The organism is Streptomyces sp. NPDC058632, from assembly GCF_042717095.1.
Classification (GTDB): domain Bacteria; phylum Actinomycetota; class Actinomycetes; order Streptomycetales; family Streptomycetaceae; genus Streptomyces.
In genome coordinates this window covers 43,754-64,398 of the sequence record NZ_JBHXQZ010000018.1, presented here as the reverse complement: position 1 = coordinate 64,398, position 20,645 = coordinate 43,754, and the positions used below count along the sequence as shown (strand labels likewise).

General features: G+C 71.0%; 12 protein-coding genes, 1 tRNA gene and 1 pseudogene. 4 read left to right on the top strand and 10 right to left on the bottom strand.

Features of this window, described 5'->3' with window-relative positions:
• The first annotated feature begins 92 nt into the window (after positions 1 to 92).
• The 4 genes from ACFWVE_RS10000 to ACFWVE_RS09985 all read left to right on the top strand — a co-directional run bounded on the left by ACFWVE_RS10000 (position 93) and on the right by ACFWVE_RS09985 (position 4,251).
• On the top strand, positions 93 to 740 hold the full coding sequence (locus ACFWVE_RS10000) for a DUF3159 domain-containing protein (protein WP_384010206.1): 648 nt from the start codon (positions 93 to 95) through the stop codon (positions 738 to 740).
• A 41-nt stretch (positions 741 to 781) separates the two neighbouring features.
• Positions 782 to 2,032 carry a peptide synthetase gene (locus tag ACFWVE_RS09995; RefSeq protein ID WP_384010157.1) on the top strand — a complete coding sequence of 417 codons (1,251 nt, stop codon included), beginning with the start codon at positions 782 to 784 and terminating at the stop codon, positions 2,030 to 2,032.
• 169 nt (positions 2,033 to 2,201) lie between these two features.
• Complete coding sequence (locus ACFWVE_RS09990; RefSeq protein WP_384010154.1) at positions 2,202 to 3,644, top strand: FAD-binding protein; 1,443 nt, start codon at positions 2,202 to 2,204, stop codon at positions 3,642 to 3,644.
• A 268-nt stretch (positions 3,645 to 3,912) separates the two neighbouring features.
• Positions 3,913 to 4,251 carry a DUF6896 domain-containing protein gene (locus ACFWVE_RS09985; protein WP_384010151.1) on the top strand — a complete coding sequence of 113 codons (339 nt, stop codon included), beginning with the start codon at positions 3,913 to 3,915 and terminating at the stop codon, positions 4,249 to 4,251.
• On the opposite strand, the pseudogene ACFWVE_RS09980 reads toward ACFWVE_RS09985, so the two are convergent.
• From ACFWVE_RS09980 to ACFWVE_RS09935, 10 genes and pseudogenes are all read right to left on the bottom strand, one after another.
• Positions 4,243 to 4,887 (bottom strand): annotated as a pseudogene (locus ACFWVE_RS09980) (IS5 family transposase); the annotation flags it as partial. The gene ACFWVE_RS09985 and the pseudogene ACFWVE_RS09980 overlap by 9 nt on opposite strands.
• A 455-nt stretch (positions 4,888 to 5,342) precedes the next feature.
• Positions 5,343 to 5,416 (bottom strand) — tRNA-Thr (locus tag ACFWVE_RS09975).
• 118 nt (positions 5,417 to 5,534) lie between these two features.
• Entirely contained in the window at positions 5,535 to 7,127 is a 1,593-nt protein-coding gene (locus tag ACFWVE_RS09970; protein WP_384010147.1) for an alpha/beta hydrolase, read from the bottom strand.
• Between the two features lie 84 nt (positions 7,128 to 7,211).
• Positions 7,212 to 8,417: a DNA polymerase III subunit delta' gene (locus tag ACFWVE_RS09965; RefSeq protein WP_384010144.1), complete on the bottom strand. Its 1,206-nt coding sequence runs from the start codon at positions 8,415 to 8,417 to the stop codon at positions 7,212 to 7,214.
• Positions 8,418 to 8,620: 203 nt separating this feature from the next.
• Positions 8,621 to 11,866 (bottom strand): dTMP kinase, encoded by a 3,246-nt coding sequence (gene tmk / locus ACFWVE_RS09960; RefSeq protein ID WP_384010139.1) that lies wholly within the window; start codon positions 11,864 to 11,866, stop codon positions 8,621 to 8,623.
• A gap of 144 nt (positions 11,867 to 12,010) precedes the next feature.
• A complete protein-coding gene (gene topA, locus ACFWVE_RS09955; protein WP_384010136.1) occupies positions 12,011 to 14,893 on the bottom strand; it encodes a type I DNA topoisomerase in 2,883 nt (960 codons plus the stop codon).
• A gap of 267 nt (positions 14,894 to 15,160) precedes the next feature.
• Positions 15,161 to 15,358: a hypothetical protein gene (locus ACFWVE_RS09950; RefSeq protein ID WP_384010134.1), complete on the bottom strand. Its 198-nt coding sequence runs from the start codon at positions 15,356 to 15,358 to the stop codon at positions 15,161 to 15,163.
• 320 nt (positions 15,359 to 15,678) lie between these two features.
• Positions 15,679 to 17,208, bottom strand: coding sequence for a methyltransferase (locus ACFWVE_RS09945; RefSeq protein ID WP_384010131.1), 1,530 nt, complete (start codon positions 17,206 to 17,208; stop codon positions 15,679 to 15,681).
• 149 nt (positions 17,209 to 17,357) lie between these two features.
• Entirely contained in the window at positions 17,358 to 17,948 is a 591-nt protein-coding gene (locus tag ACFWVE_RS09940) for a small secreted protein (RefSeq protein ID WP_384010128.1), read from the bottom strand.
• A 196-nt stretch (positions 17,949 to 18,144) separates the two neighbouring features.
• Complete coding sequence (locus tag ACFWVE_RS09935; RefSeq protein WP_384010126.1) at positions 18,145 to 20,550, bottom strand: sodium-translocating pyrophosphatase; 2,406 nt, start codon at positions 20,548 to 20,550, stop codon at positions 18,145 to 18,147.
• Positions 20,551 to 20,645: the final 95 nt, after the last annotated feature.

The window sequence follows — 20,645 nt, the reverse complement described above, 5'->3', positions numbered from 1 at the left end:
GATCGATGTCCCACCCCGAAGGCCGGCACGGCCCCTCCCCAACCAGCAGCAGGAGCCCCAGGAGCACGTCGCCCCCCGCCCCGCGGCCGCCCATGCTCGAGTCCATGGGCGGCACGGCGGGATTCGTCTACTCGACCGTCCCGGTCGCGGTGTTCGTGATCGCTCTCGCCTTGCTGTCCACGAAGGCGGCCGTAATCGCGGCCGTCGCCACCGGTGCGGTGCTCACCGTGGCCCGGATGGTGCGCGGCGAACGTCTCCTCGCCGCCTCCAGCAGCCTGACCGGCGTTCTGGTCGCGGCAGGCATCGTCGCGTTCACCGGTTCCGCCAAGGACTTCTTCCTGCTTGGCATCTGGGTGGCCTTCGCCGGTTTCCTCGCCACATTCGGTTCGGTCCTCTTCCGCCGCCCCCTGACCGGCGTGGCGTGGAACCTCCTGCACGGGGGCACGTACGCCTGGCGCGAGGACCGTCAGGTTCTGCGGGCACACGACATCGCCACCCTCGCCGCGGCACTCGTCCTCGGAGCCCGGTTCGTGGTGAAGCAGTGGCTCTACGTGCACGACGCCACCGGCTGGCTCGCCTTCGCGAAGATCGCCATGGGCACCCCCCTGACCGTGGTGGCCGCGCTAGTCGTCGCCTGGGCCTTCCGCAAAACGTCGAAGCGCCTGGTGGACAGCCGACCGGCCGAGACGATCGCTCAACAGGAGGCCGAACTCCCGCCTCGCCAGGGTGCGTCCGGGTAGCGACGCCGTCACGTCACATCAGTGGAGAAAGGACCCCCTGGATGTCGATCAGCCATACGCACGCAGAGACGGCGAGGGAACTCGGAGCTTTCGAGCGGACCATCGACCTTTACATGCACCGGAACCCCGTCCAGTTCTCCCTGGTCGCCGAGATCGGCCGGAAGGTCTCCGAGCAGACTCTGGCGCGGGCACTGCGGGATGTGCAGGCACTGCACCCGTTGCTTCGCGTCTCGGTCGACCGCCGAGCTCCCCAGGCCCGATACCGCTGGGCAGAGGGTCCGGTCAGGGTCGAAACGGCCGCCGAGGGAACTCCCTGGCAGGCGGTTGTCGCTGGTGAGCAGACGCGCCCCATCGCACCGGAGCCCGGCCCGCTGATGCGGACTGTACTCATTCCCGCGGAGACCGGCAGCGTCATCGTGCTGACCTTCGCCCACCAGATCACCGACGGCACCGGCGGCATGCGGGTGGTGGCAGACCTTGTCGCCGCTCTCGACGGCGACAGGGAGGGCGGAGAGCCGACCTCGGGGCGGGATGTACCGCCCTCCCAGGAGGCTCTCCTGCGAGCCCTCGACGCTGCGACGCCCACCGTAGGCCCGCCCCAAGATGAGCTGATGAACGCGCCCGGCGAGCTGACGCAGTTCTCGGGACGGGCACCGCACGTTTCCGCCTTGGCCTTGCAACGCGGTCTGACCGCACGGCTCGTGAGCCGTTGCCGCACTGAGGGCGTGTCCGTGCACGCCGCCCTGTGCGCTGCCGCCTGCACGGTCTTCCACCGAGCGGGCCGCACCCGGGTGAGGGTGCTGAGCCCGATCGACCTGCGCCGTGCCGCAGGTCTGCCCGACGCCGTCGCCAACCGGTTCGCGGGGGCGCGCACGGCGAGCGAGGCATCCCAGGCCCGGGATTTCTGGGAACTGGCCCGGCAACATCACCAGGCTCTGGAACGCCAGCGCGCACCGCAGGTACTCAAGACCGGCTCGGAGGCGCTGGCCCAGCAGCCGCCGGCCACCCCCGAAGAGGCCGAGGCGATGATGACCGTTGTCACCGCCGCCGACATCCAGATCACCAATCTCGGGGTGGTGGAGACGCCGGCACACGGCCGCACCTGTCTCACCGCTCTGTGGGGACCGGCGCAGACCACCCAACTGCGCGGTGAGCACGTCCTCGGTGTCGCCACCGTCGGGGGACGCCTGCGCATGACAGAGCTGACCCACGACCCCGTGGCCGTCCTGCTGCCCGACATGGCAACCGTCCTCGCCCAGCAGTGCGCCGAGCCCGACTCCCCGTCCTCCTGATCCGTTCAGGACGCCGAGCTCTATCTCCGATATATCGCCGGCCGTCCGGCGGTTTGGAACGCCCTCGCCGACCGAGGCAGAACGCTACGAACTTCGCTGACCACCCGGTCTCCGGATCCACTCTGCGCCCTCGACGGCCGCACCCGATGAGCAACACACAGGAGTGACCATGCAGTCCCCTACCGATGCCGATGCCCGCGACGCAGTCAGCACTGCTTTGCTGGCTGAGCTGCGGTCCCATATTCCAGCGGGCCGTGTGCTCACCAACGGACCGGAGTACACACGAGCAGTGGCGTTGTTCAACGCAGCGGTCGATGTCCGTCCGTCTGTCGTCGTGCGGTGCGCGACCACCGCTGACGTGCAGGCCGGAGTACGCGCGTCTCGTAACCATGGGGTGCCGCTCTCAGTGCGTGGCGGGGGTCACGACTTCTGGGGCCGGGCGTTCCGTCCCGGTGGGCTGGTTCTCGATCTGACCGACATGCGGGGAGTTCAGGTCGACATCAACCACCGTTTCGCGACGGTGGGTGGCGGGGCGCTCTCGTCCGACGTCGTATCGGCCGCCGAGCGGGTGGGCCTGACCGCCGTCACCGGAACGGCGGGCGCCGTCGGGATGGTCGGCCTCACGCTCGGCGGCGGATACGGTCCCCTGATCGGGCAGTTCGGGCTCGCAGCCGACAACCTGCTCGGTGCCGAAGTCGTCCTGGCCGACGGTTCGCGAGTGAACACCGACGCTGAACATCATCCGGACCTCTTCTGGGCGTTGCGCGGCGGCGGCGGCAACTTCGGTGTCGTGACCTCGGCCCGGATCCGTCTGCACCCCGTGCCGACGGTGGTGTCGGGAACCATCTTGTACCCGATCGCCCGGAGCGCCGGCATTCTGGCCGACCTCGGTGGGATCCTTCAGGACAGTCCCGACGAGCTGACGGTGGACGTGGGGTTCCTTCCCGGCCCGGACGGCAGGCCGACGGTGTACGTCGCGCCGACCTGGTCGGGGGATCTTGAGGTGGGGAACGCAGAGAACGGGCCGGTGCGTGCCCTGGGCCGACTCGGTACACCCATGCTCGCCGAGGTCGGACCGGTCGCCCGTTCTGCGGCACTGGCCGCGACGGACGCCATGTTCCCGCCCGGGCGGATGGGCGCGATTCGCACGCGGACCGTCCAGAGCGTCACCGGCTCCATCGCGACCGTGCTGGAGCGAGCTGCCCAGGAGTTCACCTCACCGTTCTCCGCGATCGTGTGGCATCAGTTCCACGGTGCAGCCGCCCGTGTACCTCTCGGCTCGACGGCTTTCGGCCGACGCGAACCGCACCTGATGGTCGAGCTGATCTCAATGTGGGAGAGCGGCGAAAGCAAGGGTCACGTAGGACGTGGCGACGGCAGCTCACCGCACCTGCGCTGGCTGGGAGAGCTTCACGCAGCCCTCGAGCCGTTCTCAATGCCGGGCGGTTACGTGAACTTCCTGGGGCCGGAGACTCCCGACCAGGTTGCGAACTCCTACGGGCCGAACACCGAGCGTTTGCTCGCCGTGAAGTCCGCAGTCGACCCGGACTCCGTCTTCGCCGCCACACCGCTCCCCACGGGGACTGCCGACGCCGGATCCACGGCCGTGTGAGGCGTAGACGGCGAGAACAGCGAGAACACTATGCAGAGAATCGCTTGCTGGCGCGGATCACAGCCGGAACCGACCCCTGATCTTCTTCTGCGACAGGCTTTACTGATCGTTTCAGAATGCCGTCCTGCGGAGACGCTGGAGGTCCCATGGAACAATCCCTTGAGCCACGGGCTCAGGGGGATGACGCCACATGGAACGGGGCGGGGCTGCGCGAGACCTCGTGCTCGGTCACGTCCGCGCTCCGAATGCGATCGATGAGGCCATGAGGGTGGCAATCCCCTCGCTCGAGCGGCTGGCGGACATCGTCGGCCTGGCCCGTTCTCGCCGGATCAGCCGGAGCGGTCACATCGGCACCTACTCCTACAAGGCCCATGGGGCAGGGTGCCGCTTCGTGAGCGACAACGGCACTGAGGTCGATGTGGACTTCGCAGCCGACGGGAGCGAAGTTTTCAACCTCTGGCGGCTACGCGAGTACGGTCTGAGCCTGCCAGAGCCTCTTGACGTCACGGATCAGGACATACGGTCCGCAGTGTGGTCGCTGCAACCGCTTCTGAACGAGGTGCGGCCGGGGTTGGTTCACCGTAGCCGACTGATCGCTTCAGGATGAGGTGCGTAGGCGGCGGAGGCATATGAGACTGCAGGCCGGTTCGAGCAGGCCCTGGTGAAGATCGGCGCGTCGTTCGTAGCGGGTGCGGAGCCGTTTGAACTGGTGCAGCCAGGCGAAGGCGCGCCCGACCACCCAACGCACCTTGCCCAGTCCGGAGCCGTGGGCGACGCCACGTCGGGCGATCAGGGGTTTGATGCCGCGCTTCCGCAGCAGGCGGCGGTACTTGTCGAAGCCGTAGCCCCGGTCGGCGTACAGGTGCCGGGGCCTTCGGCGGGGGCGTCCCCGCAGTCCTCGAATCGATGGGACGGCGTCCAGCAGTGGCAGGAGCTGGGTGACGTCGTGCCCGGTTGCCGCCGGTGAGAGTGACGGCGAGCGGGGTTCCGTGGCGGTCGACGATCAGGTGGTGCTTGGATCCGGGGCGAGCACGGTCGACGGGTGAGGGGCCGGCGTGATCCCCCCTTTGAGAGCCCGGACGTGCGACCCGTCCACGGAGCAGTCGTCCAGGTCCGGCAGGCCGGCCCGACGAAGCTCGGCCAGCAGGGCAGCGTGCAGGCGCGGCCACACGCCGGCCTCGGTCCAATCCCGCAGTCGGCGCCAGGCCCTCACCCCGGAGCGGCCCACCGTCTCCACGGGGACATGCGGCGGGCGCCTTCACCTCCAGTCCCATCTGGAGGCGGATCGCGCCCATGCCCCGCAGGAGCTGCACGCTCTCCTCCCGGACGCCGAGGACGAACTCGCCGGCCTCCGCGTCGAAGCGCATCACGTTCACGACCGGATCCTCCACCGTGATGTTCTGACCGACCGATTCTCCACAACCAGCGCCGTGACACCGCTCGTTTACAGGAACCCACCAAGAGCGCTCGTAACGGGGCGCTGCCAGTGAACCGCGGATGCGTTCCTGGGATCGCCCTCGCATCACTTGCCAGCGGCCTCCTGCTTGTCCACCGGTCTGCACGCTCGCCGCCCATCTGTCCACCGGTTGTCCACCGGAGGCGATCATGGTGTCTCGCAACGGGGGTTCTGCCACTATGGATTGATCTTGGAAAGCACAAAACCCCAGGTCACGGCGAGTGAGTCCTGGGGTTTCGCAGAGCCGCCTTCGGGATTCGAACCCGAGACCTACGCATTACGAGTGCGTTGCTCTGGCCATCTGAGCTAAGGCGGCGCGCTGCCGGCACCATGGTGCGATCAGCGACGACGGTAAGTCTACACAGTTTCGGATGGTGCTCCGTACCTGCCCCGGAGGAGGACCGACAGGCCTGCCTCCGGGGCAGGTACACCGGCTATGAGCAGCGCTTTCCGTCTGCGGGCGGGGTGCCGTCGACGAGGTAGGTGTTGATCGCGGAGTCGATGCAGTCGCTGCCCCGGCCGTAGGCGGTGTGGCCGTCGCCCTCGTACGTGAGGAGGCGGGCCGAGGTGAGCTGGTCGGCCAGGGCCTTCGCCCAGCGGTAGGGGGTCGCGGGGTCGCGCGTGGTGCCGACGACGACGATCGGGGCCGCTCCCCCGGCCTCGATGCGCTGGGGCTCGCCCGTGGCGCCGACCGGCCAGTACGTGCAGTTCAGGGCGGCCCAGGCGAAGCCCTCGCCGAAGACCGGGGACGCCTTCTCGAACTCGGGGAGCGCCTCACGCACCTGTTCCGGGGAGTCGAAGGCGGCCGGGAGGTCCAGGCAGTTCACGGCGGCGTTGGCGAACATCAGGTTGGCGTACTCGCCGTCGGCGTCGCGTTCGTAGTAGCTGTCGGCCAGGGCGAGGAGTCCGGCGCCGTCGTTCTCCTTCATCGCCGCCGTCAAGGCCTTGCGCAGGAGCGGCCAGGCACCCTCGTCGTACATCGCGGCGATCACGCCGATGGTGGCCAGCGACTCGGTGAGCTCACGACCGTCGGCGTCACCGGTGGGGACCGGCTGGGCGTCGACCTTGCCGAAGAACTCCTTCAGGTTCCCGCCGGCCTCCTCGGGACCGGTGTTCCGGCCGCCGAGCGGGCAGTCGCCCTGCCGTGCGCAGTCCTTCGCGAAGGCCGTGAACGCCGTGTCGAAGCCCGCCGTCTGCTCGATGTTGAGCTGCCGCGCCGGCAGGGACGGGTCCAGGGCGCCGTCCAGCACCAAACGGCCCGTCCGGCCCGGGAAGAGCCCCGCGTACGTCGCCCCGAGGAAGGTCCCGTAGGAGGCGCCGACGAAGTTCAGTTTCTCGTCGCCCAGTGCCGCCCGCACGATGTCCATGTCCCGGGCCGCTTCGACGGTGGACACGTGGCGCAGCAGCTTCGGCGCGTCCGTCGCGCAGCCCTCGGCGAACTTCCGGTACGCGTCGACCAGCGCGTCCGTCTCCCTCTCGTCGTCCGGTGTGAAGTCCGTCCGCGTGTGCGCGTCCATCTCGGGGCCGTCCAGGCATTCGACGGGCTCGCTGCGGGCCACGCCTCTCGGGTCCACGGCCACCATGTCGTAGCGGGCGCGCACCTCCTTCGGGTAGCCGATGCCGGCGTACGCCTGGAGGTAGCCGATCGCCGAGCCGCCCGGTCCGCCGGGGTTGACCAGCAGGGATCCCAGCCGCTCCCCCGGGCCCGTGGCCTTCTTGCGGGACACGGCGAGGCGGATGTCTCCGGCGGACGGGTCGGCGTAGTCGAGCGGGGCCTTCAGCGTGGCGCACTGGAAGCCGGGCGCGCCGCAGTCGCGCCAGGCCGGCTTCTGCTCGTAGTACGGCGTGAGCGCCTCGGGCGTGGAGCGGGGCAGGGCGGCCGGCACCACCGTCTCCTTCGCCGCCGAGCGCGCGGAACTCGTGGTGCTCGTCGTGCTTCCGGAGGAGCAGCCGGAAACCAGGAGCGCGGCGGCGGCGAGCAGCGTGGCTCCGGTACGGGTCCTACGGAGGGTGCGCCATGTGTGCATACAGCGAGCGTAACTCTGCGCGATGGAGTGGGTGCACTGTGTGCGGGTCGCGCCTCGTGCGAGTCGCGAGTTCCGGTCGAGTGATCAGCCCGCTCTGAGGGCCATCGTCATCGCCTCCACCGCCAGGAGCGGGGCCACGTTGCGGTCGAGGGCGTCGCGGCAGGCGGTGATGGCCTCGATGCGGCGGAGTGTGGATTCGGGGGAGCTGCCCCGGGCCAGGCGCTCCAGGGTGTCCTCGGCGTCCGCGTTGGCGAGGGCGATGCGGGAGCCGAGCTGCAGGGCGAGGACGTCGCGGTAGAAGCTGGTGAGGTCGGTCAGGGCCACGTCGAGGCTGTCCCGCTGGGTGCGGGTTCTGCGGCGCTTCTGCATGTCCTCCAGATCCTTGACCACGCCCGCGGTGCCGCGCGGCAGCCGGCCGCCCTGCGCCGCGCCGAGTGCCGCCTTCAGCTCGTCGGTCTCCTTGGTGTCCGTCTGCTCGGCCAGCTGCTTGGCGTCCTCGGCGGCGGCGTCCACGAGTTCCTGGGCCGCCTTGAGCGCGCTCCCGATGTCGTCGACCCGCAGCGGCAGCTTCAGTACGGCGGCACGGCGCTCCCGGGCCGCCGGGTCGGTGGCCAGCCGGCGGGCCCGGTCGACGTGTCCCTGGGTGGCGCGGGCCACGGCCGCGGCGACGTCCGGCTCGATGCCCTCACGTCGTACGAGCAGGTCGGCGACGGCGTCCACGGAGGGCGTGGTCAGGTTGAGGTGGCGGCAGCGGGAGCGGATCGTCGGCAGGACGTCCTCGACGGAGGGGGCGCAGAGCAGCCAGACCGTGCGGGACGCGGGCTCCTCGACGGCCTTGAGGACGGCGTTGGCGGAGCTCTCGTTCAGCCGTTCGGCGTCCTCGACGAGGATCACCTGCCAGCGGCCGTTCGCCGGCGCCGTGAACGACTTGCGGACGGTGTCACGCATGTCCGCCACCCGGATCACCGCGCCGACGGCAGCGATCGAGCTGACGTCGGCGTGGGTGCCGATCAGGGCGGTGTGGCAGCCGTCGCAGAATCCGCAGCCCGGGGAGCCGCCGAGCGCGCGGTCGGGGCTCACGCACTGCAGCGCGGCGGCGAAGGCACGCGCCGCCTGGTTGCGCCCCGCGCCGGGCGGGCCGGTGAACAGCCACGCGTGCGTCATCCTCGACGCCTCCGGCGGGGTGGCGTCGGCCGCCGCGGCCGTGACGAGGGCGTCGGCGTCCCGCGCGGCGGCGGCGAGCTGGTCGCTCACCCGCTGCTGCCCGACGAGGTCGTCCCACACGGTCATGGGTCACTCCGCCCTTCCGTCATGTCCGCCGTTACTCACTGGATCCATTGGCCGGATCCAGTGACCGAATCCATTGTGGGGGTGACCGCCGACAGTCCCGGACCGACGGCGGGCCGGCCCGGGGGGAACGGCGCTGGGCGGGGGCCGTCGTTCCGCCCCCGCCCAGCCCGGCATCGGCGCGCCCCGGTGGACCGCCGCTCGTGTCAGCGGCGCCGTCCCCAACCCTTGCCCTTGCCCCGGCCGCCCTCGTCGGGCCCGCCCGGTTCGCCGTGCTCGTCGTCGCGCGAGCCCAGCAGTTCGTCCGCCAGGGTCGGCAGGTCGTCCAGCGGGGTCTCCTCGGCCCAGTCCGAGCGCTGCCCGCGCCGGTCCGGCATGTTCTCGAGGTCGACCTGGGGCAGCTCGCGCGTGCTGGTCACCTCGTCGTCGTCCTGGGTGATCGCGGGGAGCACCGCCGTCTCCTCCGTGGCGCCCGGCGGCGGCACGGCCGGCAGCACCTCGGTCTCGTCGTCGGCCGCCTTCGGCGGAACCGGCACCTGCGGCAGCTCGGTCGTCACCTCGGCCTCGGACGGCTGGGAGGACCTGGCCCAGCCGGGCTGTCCCCCGCTCTCGCCCCACGCGGAGTCACGCCGGTCCTTGCGGAACCGGTCCGAGGACTCACCGGAGCCCGACCCGTCCTCTCCGGCTCCGGCTCCCGCCGTGTCGCCCGGCATCCTGGGCAGCACCGCCGTCTCGTCCGCCGACGCGGACCCGCGAGACGCGTCCGACCCGCTCGGCGTGTCCGGCGTGTCCGGCGTGATCGGCGTGATCCTGCGGGAAGGACCCGTCGCCGCCGCGGCCGCGGCCTCTTCCGCGAGGCGCCGGGCCTCCTCGGCCCGCCGCAGTGCCTCCTCGGCCTTGCGCTGCTTCTCCAGGCGCAGTGCCTCGGCCTCGGCGCGCAGCCGCGCCTCCTCCTCGGCCTGCTTTCGGCGGCGCTCCTCCTCCGCCTTGCGGAGGGCTTCCGCCTCCGCGCGCGCCTTCTCCTCCGCGAGGAGCCGCTGCCGCTCCTCCTCGGCACGGCGGGCGGCCTCCTCGGCGCGCTGCCGGGCCTCCTCCGCCTGCCGTTCGGCCTCGCGCCGCTGCGCCTCCTCCAGCTCGCGCCGCTTGCGCTCCTCCTCCTCGGCGCGCAGCCGCGCCAGCTGCTCCTGGCGCTCACGTTCCAGGCGCTCCTCCTCGGCCTTGCGCGCCGCTTCCTCCTCCGCCTTGCGGCGGGCCTCCTCCTCGGCCTTGCGCCGCGCTTCCTCGATGGCCTCGATCTCGGCCTCGGACAGCGGCAGCACCTGGTCGAGCCGGTGCCGGATGGCCGTACCGACCGCGTCCGGTTCCTGACCGGCGTCGACGACCAGGTACCGGCCGGGGTCGGCCGCGGCCAGCGTGAGGAAACCGGCCCGCACGCGCGCGTGGAACTCGGCGGGCTCCGACTCCAGCCGGTCCGGCGCCTCGGTGAACCGCTCGCGCGCGGTCTCCGGCGCCACGTCGAGCAGCACGGTGAGGTGCGGTACGAGGCCGTTGGTCGCCCAGCGGTTGATGCGGGCGATCTCGGTCGGCGACAGGTCGCGCCCGGCGCCCTGGTAGGCCACGGAGGAGTCGATGTACCGGTCGGAGACGACGACCGCGCCGCGCTCCAGGGCGGGCCGTACGACCGTGTCGATGTGCTCGGCGCGGTCCGCCGCGTACAGCAGGGCCTCCGCGCGGTGGGACAGTCCGGCGCTGGAGACGTCCAGCAGGATCGACCTCAGCCGCTTGCCGACCGGCGTCGCCCCCGGCTCTCGCGTGAGGACGACTTCGTGGCCCTTGTCCCGGATCCACTCGGCGAGCGCCTCGGCCTGGGTGGACTTCCCCGCCCCGTCGCCGCCCTCCAGGGCGATGAAGAACCCGGTGCCCGCCAGTGCGGGCCGGGGGTCGTCACCGCCGAGCAGCGCGTCCCGCAGGTCCTGGCGCAGCGGCACCCCGGAACGGTCGTCGACCTTGGCCAGGACGAGTGCGGCCACCGGCAGCAGCAGCGCGCCCACCAGCATCAGCGTGAACGCGGCACCGCCGTGCGCGAAGACGAACCGGCCGCTCTCCAGCCGGTGCGGTCCGATGACCGCGGCCACCAGCGGGGCGATCACCGCGCCGAGTGCCACGAAGAGGCGGACGACCGCGTGCAGGTGCTCCGTCGTACGGGCCCGCCGCTGGTCCTCGGTCTCCTGGTCGAGCAGGGTGTGCCCGGTGTTGGCCGCCGTGCCCGCGCCGACACCGGCCAGTGCGGCGATCAGCAGCACGCTGGTGACGTCCGGCACGAGTCCGGCGGCGAGCAGTGCGACGCCGGTGAAGGCGAGCGCCAGCGCGAGCAGCCGGCGCCGCGACAGCGACGGCAGGAGGGCCGGCGCCGTCCGTATGCCGACGACGACACCGCCGGTCAGCGCGGCCACCAGCAGGCCGTACAGCACGGGCCCGCCGCCCAGGTCCTTGGCGTGCAGCACGAACACCCCGACGGCGGCCGACACCGCGGCGGCCACGGACGCGGACGCGAGCACCAGCAGCGGCATGGCGCCGGTGCGACCCTTGTCGGAACCGGAACCGGAACCGGAGCCGGTCTTCGGGCGGCGCAGCCCTTCCAGCGGCGACCGCGCGCGCGGGGTGCGCGTGCCGGGCAGTTCGAGGAACGTCACCATGGACAGCGACGCGGCGAACAGTCCGGCCGCGACGTACGAGGCGAGCGCCCCCTGGTGCTGCTCGAACCAGTCGATGCCCGTGCCCAGCAGGTTGTTGAAGAGTCCCGCGACGACGAGGGCGAGGGCCGCGGCGGGCACCGCCACGAAGCCCGTACGCAGCGACAGGCGGCGCAGCGCGTCCATGTGGTCCGGCAGCGGCCGCACCGTCGCGCCCTCCAAGGGCGGGGCGGGCAGCAGCGCGGGCGCCGCGCTCTCGCGGCACACCGTCCAGAACCGCTCGGCGACCGACGTCACGAAGGTGGTGACGAGGAGCAGGGCGAGCGCGTCGTCGGGCGTCCAGTCGATCCACAGCGGCGCGACGATGAGCAGGGCCGCCCGCAGTCCGTCCGCGCCGACCATGGTCCAGCGGCGGTCCAGCGGGCCGCCCGGCGAGGTGAGCGACGTGAGCGGGCCGAGGAGAACGGCACCGAACAGCAGCGTCGCGAGGATCCGCACCCCGAAAACGGTCGCCACTGCGAACGCGACGCCCCGGTAGCCGCCGCCGAACGAACCTTCGGCGACCGCTGCCTGGAGGGCGAGGAGCACCAGCACGAGGAGGGCGAGGATGTCCCCGACACCGCCCACGAGCTGTGCGCTCCAGAGGCGTTTCTGCTGTGGGCTGCGCAGCAGGGCCCGGACGGCGCGCTCGCGGGAGTCCGCGACCAGGGCGTCGTCGGGGGCCGTCTGAGGGTCCGTTGGCGGCTCGGCTCGCGTCATGCGTTCAGCCTATCGGCCCGCGCCGACACCCCGGGCCCCGCCCTGGCATGCGCACGTCCCGACACCGAAGTGTTGCCGGGACGTTCGCATTCCGAACCCCAGGCGAAGATCCACACCTGGGAACGGACAGATCCTGAAGGCCCCTCAGTCCTCGGCGTCGGCGCCGCCCGAGGCGGCCGTCGCCTTCTTCTCGGCGGTCTTCGTCGCAGCAGCCGTCGCCGTCGTCGTCTTCCGCGCCGCCGTCGTCTTCGCCGCGGCCGTGGTCTTCTTCGCCGCGGTCTTCTTGACGGCCGCCGTCTTCTTCGCCGGGGCCTTCTTCGCCGCCTTCTTCGCCGTCTTCTTGGCGGGCCCCTTGGCGCGCTTCTCGGCGAGCAGCTCGAACCCGCGCTCCTGGGTGATCGTCTCGACGCTGTCGCCGGAGCGCAGGGTCGCGTTGGTCTCGCCGTCGGTGACGTACGGGCCGAAGCGGCCGTCCTTGACGACGACCGGCTTCTCGCTGACGGGATCGGTGCCCAGCTCCTTCAGCGGCGGCTTGGCCGCGGCCCGCCCACGCTGCTTGGGCTGGGCGTAGATCGCCAGCGCCTCCTCCAGCGTGATCGTGAAGAGCTGCTCCTCGGACTGCAGCGACCGCGAGTCGGTGCCCTTCTTCAGATACGGCCCGTACCGGCCGTTCTGCGCGGTGATCTCCACGCCCTCCGCGTCGGCGCCCACCACGCGCGGCAGCGACATCAGCCTCAGCGCGTCGTCGAGCGTCACCGTGTCCAGGGACATCGACTTGAAGAGGGAGGCCGTGCGCGGCTTGACCGCGTTCTTGCCGGTCTTCGGGGTGCCCTCGGGGAGGACCTCCGTGACGTACGGGCCGTAGCGGCCGTCCTTGGCGACGATCGGGTGGCCCGTCGACGGGTCGGTGCCCAGCTCGAAGTCACCGCTCGGCTTGGCGAGCAGCTCCTCGGCGTGCTCCACCGTCAGCTCGTCGGGCGCCAGGTCCTCGGGGACGTCGGCGCGCTGGTGGTTCTCGGAGTCCTTCTCGCCGCGCTCGATGTACGGGCCGTAGCGGCCGACCCGCAGCACGATGCCGTCGCCCACCGGGAACGACGACACCTCGCGCGCGTCGATCGCGCCCAGGTCGGTCACCAGCTCCTTGAGGCCGCCGAGGTGGTCCCCGTCGCCGTTGCCCGCCTCGGCCGCGCCGCCGCCGCTGCCGCCTGCGGGGAAGTCGCTGTCGGGAGCGCTCTCGCCGAAGTAGAACCGCTTGAGCCACGGCACTGACCGCGCCTCGCCGCGCGCGATGCGGTCGAGGTCGTCCTCCATGCGAGCGGTGAAGTCGTAGTCGACGAGGCGGCCGAAGTGCTTCTCCAGCAGGTTGACGACGGCGAAGGAGAGGAAGGACGGCACCAGGGCCGTGCCCTTCTTGAACACGTAGCCGCGGTCGAGGATCGTGCCGATGATCGACGCGTACGTCGACGGACGACCGATCTCCCGCTCCTCCAGCTCCTTGACCAGCGACGCCTCGGTGTAGCGGGCCGGGGGCTTGGTGGCGTGGCCGTCGGCCGTGATCTCCTCGACGGTGAGGGCGTCGCCCTCGGCGACCTGCGGCAGCCGGCGCTCGCGGTCGTCGAGTTCGGCGTTCGGGTCGTCCGCGCCCTCGACGTAGGCCTTCAGGAAGCCGTGGAAGGTGATGGTCTTGCCGGACGCGGTGAACTCGACGTCGCGTCCGTCGGCCGCCGTGCCACCGATCTTCACGGTGACGGAGTTTCCGGTGGCGTCCTTCATCTGGGAGGCGACGGTCCGCTTCCAGATCAGCTCGTAGAGCCGGAACTGGTCGCCGGTCAGGCCGGTCTCGGCAGGGGTGCGGAAGCGGTCGCCGGAGGGGCGGATCGCCTCGTGCGCCTCCTGCGCGTTCTTCACCTTCCCGGCGTAGGTGCGCGGCTGCGGCGGCAGGTAGTCGGCGCCGTACAGCTGCGTGACCTGGGCGCGGGCGGCGGTGACCGCCGTCTCGCTCAGCGTCGTCGAGTCCGTACGCATGTAGGTGATGTAGCCGTTCTCGTACAGCTTCTGTGCGACCTGCATGGTGGCCTTGGCGCCGAAGCCGAGCTTGCGGCTCGCCTCCTGCTGCAGCGTCGTCGTACGGAACGGGGCGTACGGCGAGCGGCGGTACGGCTTGGACTCGACGGACCGCACGGAGAACCGGGTGTTCTCCAGGGCGGCGGCCAGGGCGCGGGCGTTCGCCTCGTCGAGCTGGAGGGTGTTCGCGCTCTTCAGCCGCCCCAGGGAGTCGAAGTCGCGGCCCTGCGCGACGCGCCTGCCGTCGACGGACTGCAGACGGGCGACGAGCGTCGACGGGTCCGACGAGTCCCCGGCGCGGCCGGTCGCGAAGGTGCCGGTCAGGTCCCAGTACGCGGCGGAACGGAACGCGATGCGCTCGCGTTCCCGCTCGACGACGAGCCGGGTGGCGACGGACTGGACACGGCCGGCGGACAGCCGGGGCATGACCTTCTTCCACAGGACCGGCGAGACCTCGTAGCCGTAGAGGCGGTCGAGGATGCGGCGGGTCTCCTGGGCGTCGACCAGCTTCTGGTTGAGCTGGCGCGGGTTGGCCACGGCCGCGCGGATCGCTTCCTTGGTGATCTCGTGGAAGACCATCCGCTTGACGGGGATCTTCGGCTTGAGCACTTCCTGCAGGTGCCAGGCGATGGCCTCGCCCTCGCGGTCCTCATCGGTGGCGAGGAAGAGTTCGTCGGATTCCTTCAGCAGGTCCTTGAGCTTCTTGACCTGGGCCCGCTTGTCGGCGTTGACCACATAGATCGGCTGGAAGTCATGGTCGACGTCCACACCGAGACGGCGGACCTCACCGGTGTACTTCTCGGGCACCTCCGCGGCACCGTTGGGAAGGTCGCGAATATGCCCGACGCTCGCCTCGACGATGTAGCCAGGGCCGAGATAGCCCTTGATCGTCTTCGCCTTGGCAGGCGACTCGACGATGACGAGTCGGCGGCCGCCCTTCGCGGTCTCGCTGGTCGGGGACAACTTCGCTCTTCTCTCCGGTCGACGCTGGGGCCTCTCCGGGCTCTCGTCCCGGGATCGGGTCTGCATTCACGGCTCGTGACGCTGCGGAGTGTGACGGTACATCCCGCCCCCGTGTCAAACGGGAAAAGCCCGCAACGGCCACTCGAACGGTAACCCGACTTGCACCGTTCCTGCCGCCCGGACTGCCCGGACCCTGCCCGCCCTCATGCGGAGCGCGACCTCTCGATTACCGGAACCCCCTGTTCGCCCGCGCTCCTCGGCCGGCCCTCAGAGGCGGGTGAGGCACCACACCCCGACGAGGAAAGAGGTCAGCGAGACCAGGCTCGCGACGGTGACCGAGGCGACCGGACTCATGCCCTGGGCCACGGGGCGATGCCGGCGGACGCTGGTCGCGATCCAGGCCAGCAGTCCGCCCCCGAACAGGCAGAACACCATCCCCGCGAAGATCGCCGGTCCGCTTTCCATGGTCCCCGAGCCCTTCTTCCCGGCCGCTGACGCCGGCCCGGGGGTGAGACTGGCACGCGCGAGCGGCGTGAAGGCGAACCGGAAGTGAACGCAGGGGCGGCGGGGGCGGGCACGACGGGGGCGGGTGCGACGGCGGCCGGCCTCGGCGAGGGTGTCCGAAACAACTCGGAATTTGGCGAACCCACCACCCTCCCGAGCCCTTCTTCCCTCCGGAGTCCCGTCTGCCCTCCCGGGCCTTCGATCCCCCTCCCGGGCCTTCGATCCCCCTCCCGAGCCCTCGCCCCGTCCTCACCGTCATCAGGACCGGAAGTCCCGCACCCTCACCTCACCGGCTCCAGGAAGCCCTGCTCGACCAGCAGCCGGATCTGGGCCGGGGTGCGGTCGCGCAGCACGACCGGGTCCTCGCCGAGGAGCTGGGCGATGGCGTCGAGGATGCGGCCCGCGCTCATCGTGCCGTCGCTCACACCGGCGAAGCCGGCACCGATGGTGTCCACCCGGGTGGCCCGGCGCATGCCGTGGTTCTGGCGCAGCACCACATGCTCCGGATCCTCCGCGCCGGGCAGCCCGACCTGCTCCTGCACCACCTCGGCGGCCAGCTTGAAGCGCGTCTCGAGCAGCGCCGCGTCGTCGTGCGTACGGAGGTGGTCGAGCCGCTCGAAGTGGGCCCGCACCGTGTCCCCGAGCGGCTGCTCGACCGGATGCGGCCATTCCTCCGCCGTGACCGACGGCAGGTCGGCACCCGACTTGCGCAGCGTGATCCAGCCGAAGCCGACCGCCCTCACTCCGCGCGCCTCGAACTCGTCCAGCCAGGCGTCGTAGCGCGCCCGGTACTCGGCCGCGTCACCGCGGTGGTCGCCGGCGTCCCGCAGCCACAGCTCGGTGTACTGACTGACGTCCTGCACCTCGCGCTGCACGATCCAGGCGTCGCACCCACGAGGCACCCATGACCTGAGCCTGTCCTGCCAGTCCTCCCCTTCGACGTGCTGCCAGTTGGCGAGGAACTGCGCGAACCCTCCGTCCCCGAGCCGCTCCCCCGCCTCCTGGACGAGCGTGCGGCACAGATCGTCTCCGCCCATACCGCCGTCGCGGTAGGTGAGCCGCGCGGCCGGCGAGATCACGAAGGGCGGGTTGGACACGATCAGGTCGTACGTCTCGTCCGCGCGGACCGGTGCGAACAGCGACCCCTCGCGCAGATCGGCGGCCGGGGCCCCGGAGAGGGCCAGGGTGAGCCCGGTGATGTGCAGCGCGCGCGGGTTGACGTCGGTGGCCGTCACGCGGGTGGCGTGCCGGGTGGCGTGCAGCGCCTGGATGCCGGAGCCGGTACCGAGGTCGAGCGCGGAGGCCACGGGCGTGCGGACGGTGATGCCGGCCAGGGTCGTGGACGCCCCGCCGACGCCGAGGACGACGCCCTCGTGCGCACTGCCGATGCCGCCCGCGCCGCCGACCGCACACCCGAGGTCGGACACGATGAACCAGTCCTCGTCCACGGGCCCGCTGTACGGCCGTACGTCCACGGTCGCGGTGACGTCGCCCGCGCCGGCGCGGGCCAGCCACCCGTCCTCCAGGCAGGCGTCGACGGGCAGCACGTCCGCCACGCGCGCGTGCGGCACGGGTTGCTGCAACAGGAACAGGCGTACGAGCGTCTCCAGCGGGGTGTCTCCGCGCGTGGCCCGGAAGGCGGGCACGGTCTCACTGCGGGCCAGCGCCGCGTACGCGGGGGCGCCGAGCAGTTCGAGCAGTCCGTCGGCGGTGAAGGAGGCCCCGAGCAGCGCGTCCCGGAGGCGGGCGGCGGTGTCGGGACGGTCGGACGAGGGCAGGGGCGGCAGGCCGGCGTTACTCACGCCCTCCATTGTGGCCGCCGCCCTCACCCCGCGCGTGCCGTGACGCCACGACCGCCCGGCGGTGGCAGCCGTCGCGGGCCACGGCCGTGGAGGCCGCGGCGGCGGTCGCGGCGGCCCCCGTGGTCACGGGGTGAGGGCGGCTGTGCGCCGGCGCGCCGTCAGCCCGTCGTGGACTGCGCCGAACCGGTGGCCGTCTTGCAGCTGGGCTGCCGGGCCATCGCCTCGCCGACCTCGCCCTCCTCCAGCGTCTTGAGGGCGTCGTTGCCGCTCTTGCTGAGCTTGTCCAGCTCGGTGGCGATGTCCTTCAGACCGTCGGCGAACTTGGCCTGGTCGTCCGTGTCGAGCCCGTCGACCTGCTTCTTCAGGGAGGCGTACGACGTGGAGATGCTGTTGAGTTCCTTGACCGCGTCCGTCTGCTTCTTCTCGCCGTTCTCGACGTCCGGCGCCCCCGCCTTGGTCACGGCCGCGCCGATCGCCTTGTAGGCGTCGGACATGTCCTGGAAGGCCTTCGAGTCGGTCTTCTGGACCTCTTCCGGGGTGCTGTTGTCCGAGGTCTCCTTCTGGATCGCGGCGTTGGCTGCCTGGATCTTCTTCGCCTGCGGCTGTACCGCGCCGCAGACCTGGTCCGCCCAGGAGTCCAACTTCTCGTTGTCGTCGTCGCCGCCGCATCCCGTCAGCGCCAGTACCAGTACCGCACCGCTGGACAGCGCGGCCGCGAGCTTCTTCTTCACCGGATCGGCCCCTTCCATGGCTTCCGGCCCCGGAACATACACGCCAGATGCGCGACATCTCCCCGTCGAATGTCTGCTAAGACCACCATTGAAGCCATTTGCACCATCGAGAGAAGGCTCACGACGAGGGGCGCGCAGCACACAGCGCGGGCGGGCGACGCGTCGTCACAGCGCGCCGTCCGCCCGCACCTTGAGCCGGGGCTCGGTGGCGGACCTACGAAACCACCGCCGGGTCGGCCGGCTTGGAGTCCGGTTCGACATCGCCTTCGTCACCCATGGCGATCCCGCGCCGTTTGGACACGTACACCGAGCCGACGATCACGGCCAGGGCGAGGACCGCGATCAGCACCCGTACGCCGACGTTCTTGTCCGCGCCGTAGGAGAACTGGATGACCGCGGGTGCGATGAGCAGCGCGACCAGGTTCATCACCTTCAGCAGCGGGTTGATGGCCGGTCCCGCGGTGTCCTTGAAGGGGTCGCCGACGGTGTCGCCGATGATGGTCGCCTCGTGGGCCTCGCTGCCCTTGCCGCCGTAGTGGCCGTCCTCGACGAGTTTCTTCGCGTTGTCCCACGCGCCACCGGAGTTGGCGAGGAACACCGCCATGAGGGTGCCCGAGCCGATCGCGCCCGCGAGGAAGGCGCCGAGCGCCCCGACGCCGAGCGTGAACCCGATGAAGATGGGTGCCATCACGGCGAGCAGACCGGGTGTGGCGAGTTCGCGCAGGGCGTCCTTGGTGCAGATGTCGACGACCTTGCCGTACTCCGGTTTCTCGCTGTAGTCCATGATCCCGGGCCTCTCACGGAACTGCCGCCGCACCTCGAAGACCACCGAACCCGCCGAGCGCGACACCGCGTTGATCGCCAGCCCCGAGAAGAGGAAGACGACCGCCGCGCCCGCGATGAGCCCGACGAGGTTGTTGGGCTGCGAGATGTCCATCATCAGGCTCATCGGGGCGCCCTCCCCGCTGAGCCGTTCGCCCACGTCCCGTGCGCCGGTGGTGATGGCGTCGCGGTACGAGCCGAACAGCGCCGCCGCCGCGAGAACCGCCGTGGCGATGGCAATGCCCTTGGTGATGGCCTTGGTGGTGTTGCCGACGGCGTCCAGGTCGGTGAGCACCTGGGCTCCGGCGCCCTCCACGTCGCCGGACATCTCGGCGATGCCCTGCGCGTTGTCGGAGACCGGTCCGAAGGTGTCCATCGCGACGATCACACCGACCGTGGTGAGCAGGCCGGTACCCGCGAGCGCCACCGCGAACAGTGCCAGCATGATCGACGTACCGCCGAGCAGGAACGCCCCGTACACGCCGAGGCCGATCAGCAAAGCGGTGTAGACGGCCGATTCGAGTCCGAGGGAGATACCGGCGAGGACGACGGTGGCCGGGCCGGTGAGCGAGGTCTTCCCGATGTCCTTGACGGGGCGCCGGGTGGTCTCGGTGAAGTAGCCGGTGAGCTGCTGGATGAGGGCGGCGAGGACGATGCCGATGGCGACCGCGACGAGCGCGAGGATCCTCGGGTCGCCGTCCTTGCCCTGGATCGCCGCGTCGGTGACACCGTCGAGGCCGGCGTACGACGACGGCAGATAGACGAACACGGCGATCGCGACCAGGACGAGCGAGATCCCCGCGGAGATGAAGAAGCCGCGGTTGATCGCGCTCATGCCGCTGCGGTCGGTGCGTCTGGGGGCCACCGCGAAGATGCCGATCATCGCGGTGAGGACGCCGATCGCCGGCACGAGCAGCGGGAAGGCCAGTCCGGCGTCGCCGAAGGCGACCGAGCCCAGGATCAGCGCGGCCACCAGCGTCACGGCGTACGACTCGAACAGGTCGGCCGCCATGCCCGCGCAGTCGCCGACGTTGTCGCCCACGTTGTCGGCGATGGTCGCGGCATTGCGCGGGTCGTCCTCCGGAATGCCCTTCTCGACCTTGCCGACCAGGTCGGCGCCGACGTCTGCGGCCTTGGTGAAGATGCCGCCGCCGACCCGCATGAACATCGCGATGAGCGCGGCCCCGAGCCCGAAGCCCTCGAGCACCTTCGGCGCGTCGGCCGCGTACACGAGCACCACGCAGGCGGCGCCCAGCAGGCCGAGTCCGACGGTGAACATGCCGACCACACCACCCGTGCGAAAAGCGATCCTCATCGCTTTGTGCGAGACGGCGGTGAGATCCTTTTCCGGCTCGCCCGGAGCCGGTGTCGCCTCGCGGGCCGCCGCGGCGACTCGCACGTTGGCGCGGACGGCGAGCCACATGCCGATGTATCCGGTGGCCGCCGAGAACGCCGCTCCGATCAAGAAGAAAGCCGATCGTCCGGCACGCTGGTTCCAGTCGTCCGCGGGCAGCAGCAGGAGCAGGAAGAACACGACTACGGCGAATACGCCGAGCGTGCGAAGCTGGCGGGCCAGATAGGCGTTCGCGCCCTCCTGGACCGCCGCGGCGATCTCCTTCATTTTGTCGGTGCCCTCGCCGGCCGCGAGCACCTGGCGTACCAGGACACCCGCGACGGCCAGCGCTGCCAGGGCCACGAGCCCGATGACCACCACGAGCACACGGTTGTCGTCGGTCAGCACGGCAGCTGCGAGGGAGAGGGGTTGGCCCGGCTGAGGTGAGAGCGAAAGCTCCGCCATTCGTCCTCCTTGACGCTTGGGCTGAGCTCAAGATGTGGACGGGATTGTAGATACCCGGAACCTGATCAAAACAGAGTGCGTTAAATACAAATGGC

What these genes read in the sequence shown, in the direction of transcription:
- ACFWVE_RS10000 (WP_384010206.1), top strand. Translation starts at nt 93, where the DNA reads ATGCTCGAGTCCATGGGCGGCACGGCGGGATTCGTCTACTCGACCGTC.
- ACFWVE_RS09995 (WP_384010157.1), top strand. Translation starts at nt 782, where the DNA reads ATGTCGATCAGCCATACGCACGCAGAGACGGCGAGGGAACTCGGAGCT.
- ACFWVE_RS09990 (WP_384010154.1), top strand. Translation starts at nt 2,202, where the DNA reads ATGCAGTCCCCTACCGATGCCGATGCCCGCGACGCAGTCAGCACTGCT.
- ACFWVE_RS09970 (WP_384010147.1), bottom strand. Translation starts at nt 7,127, where the DNA reads ATGCACACATGGCGCACCCTCCGTAGGACCCGTACCGGAGCCACGCTG.
- ACFWVE_RS09965 (WP_384010144.1), bottom strand. Translation starts at nt 8,417, where the DNA reads ATGACCGTGTGGGACGACCTCGTCGGGCAGCAGCGGGTGAGCGACCAG.
- tmk (WP_384010139.1), bottom strand. Translation starts at nt 11,866, where the DNA reads ATGACGCGAGCCGAGCCGCCAACGGACCCTCAGACGGCCCCCGACGAC.
- ACFWVE_RS09950 (WP_384010134.1), bottom strand. Translation starts at nt 15,358, where the DNA reads ATGGAAAGCGGACCGGCGATCTTCGCGGGGATGGTGTTCTGCCTGTTC.
- ACFWVE_RS09945 (WP_384010131.1), bottom strand. Translation starts at nt 17,208, where the DNA reads ATGGAGGGCGTGAGTAACGCCGGCCTGCCGCCCCTGCCCTCGTCCGAC.
- ACFWVE_RS09940 (WP_384010128.1), bottom strand. Translation starts at nt 17,948, where the DNA reads ATGGAAGGGGCCGATCCGGTGAAGAAGAAGCTCGCGGCCGCGCTGTCC.
- ACFWVE_RS09935 (WP_384010126.1), bottom strand. Translation starts at nt 20,550, where the DNA reads ATGGCGGAGCTTTCGCTCTCACCTCAGCCGGGCCAACCCCTCTCCCTC.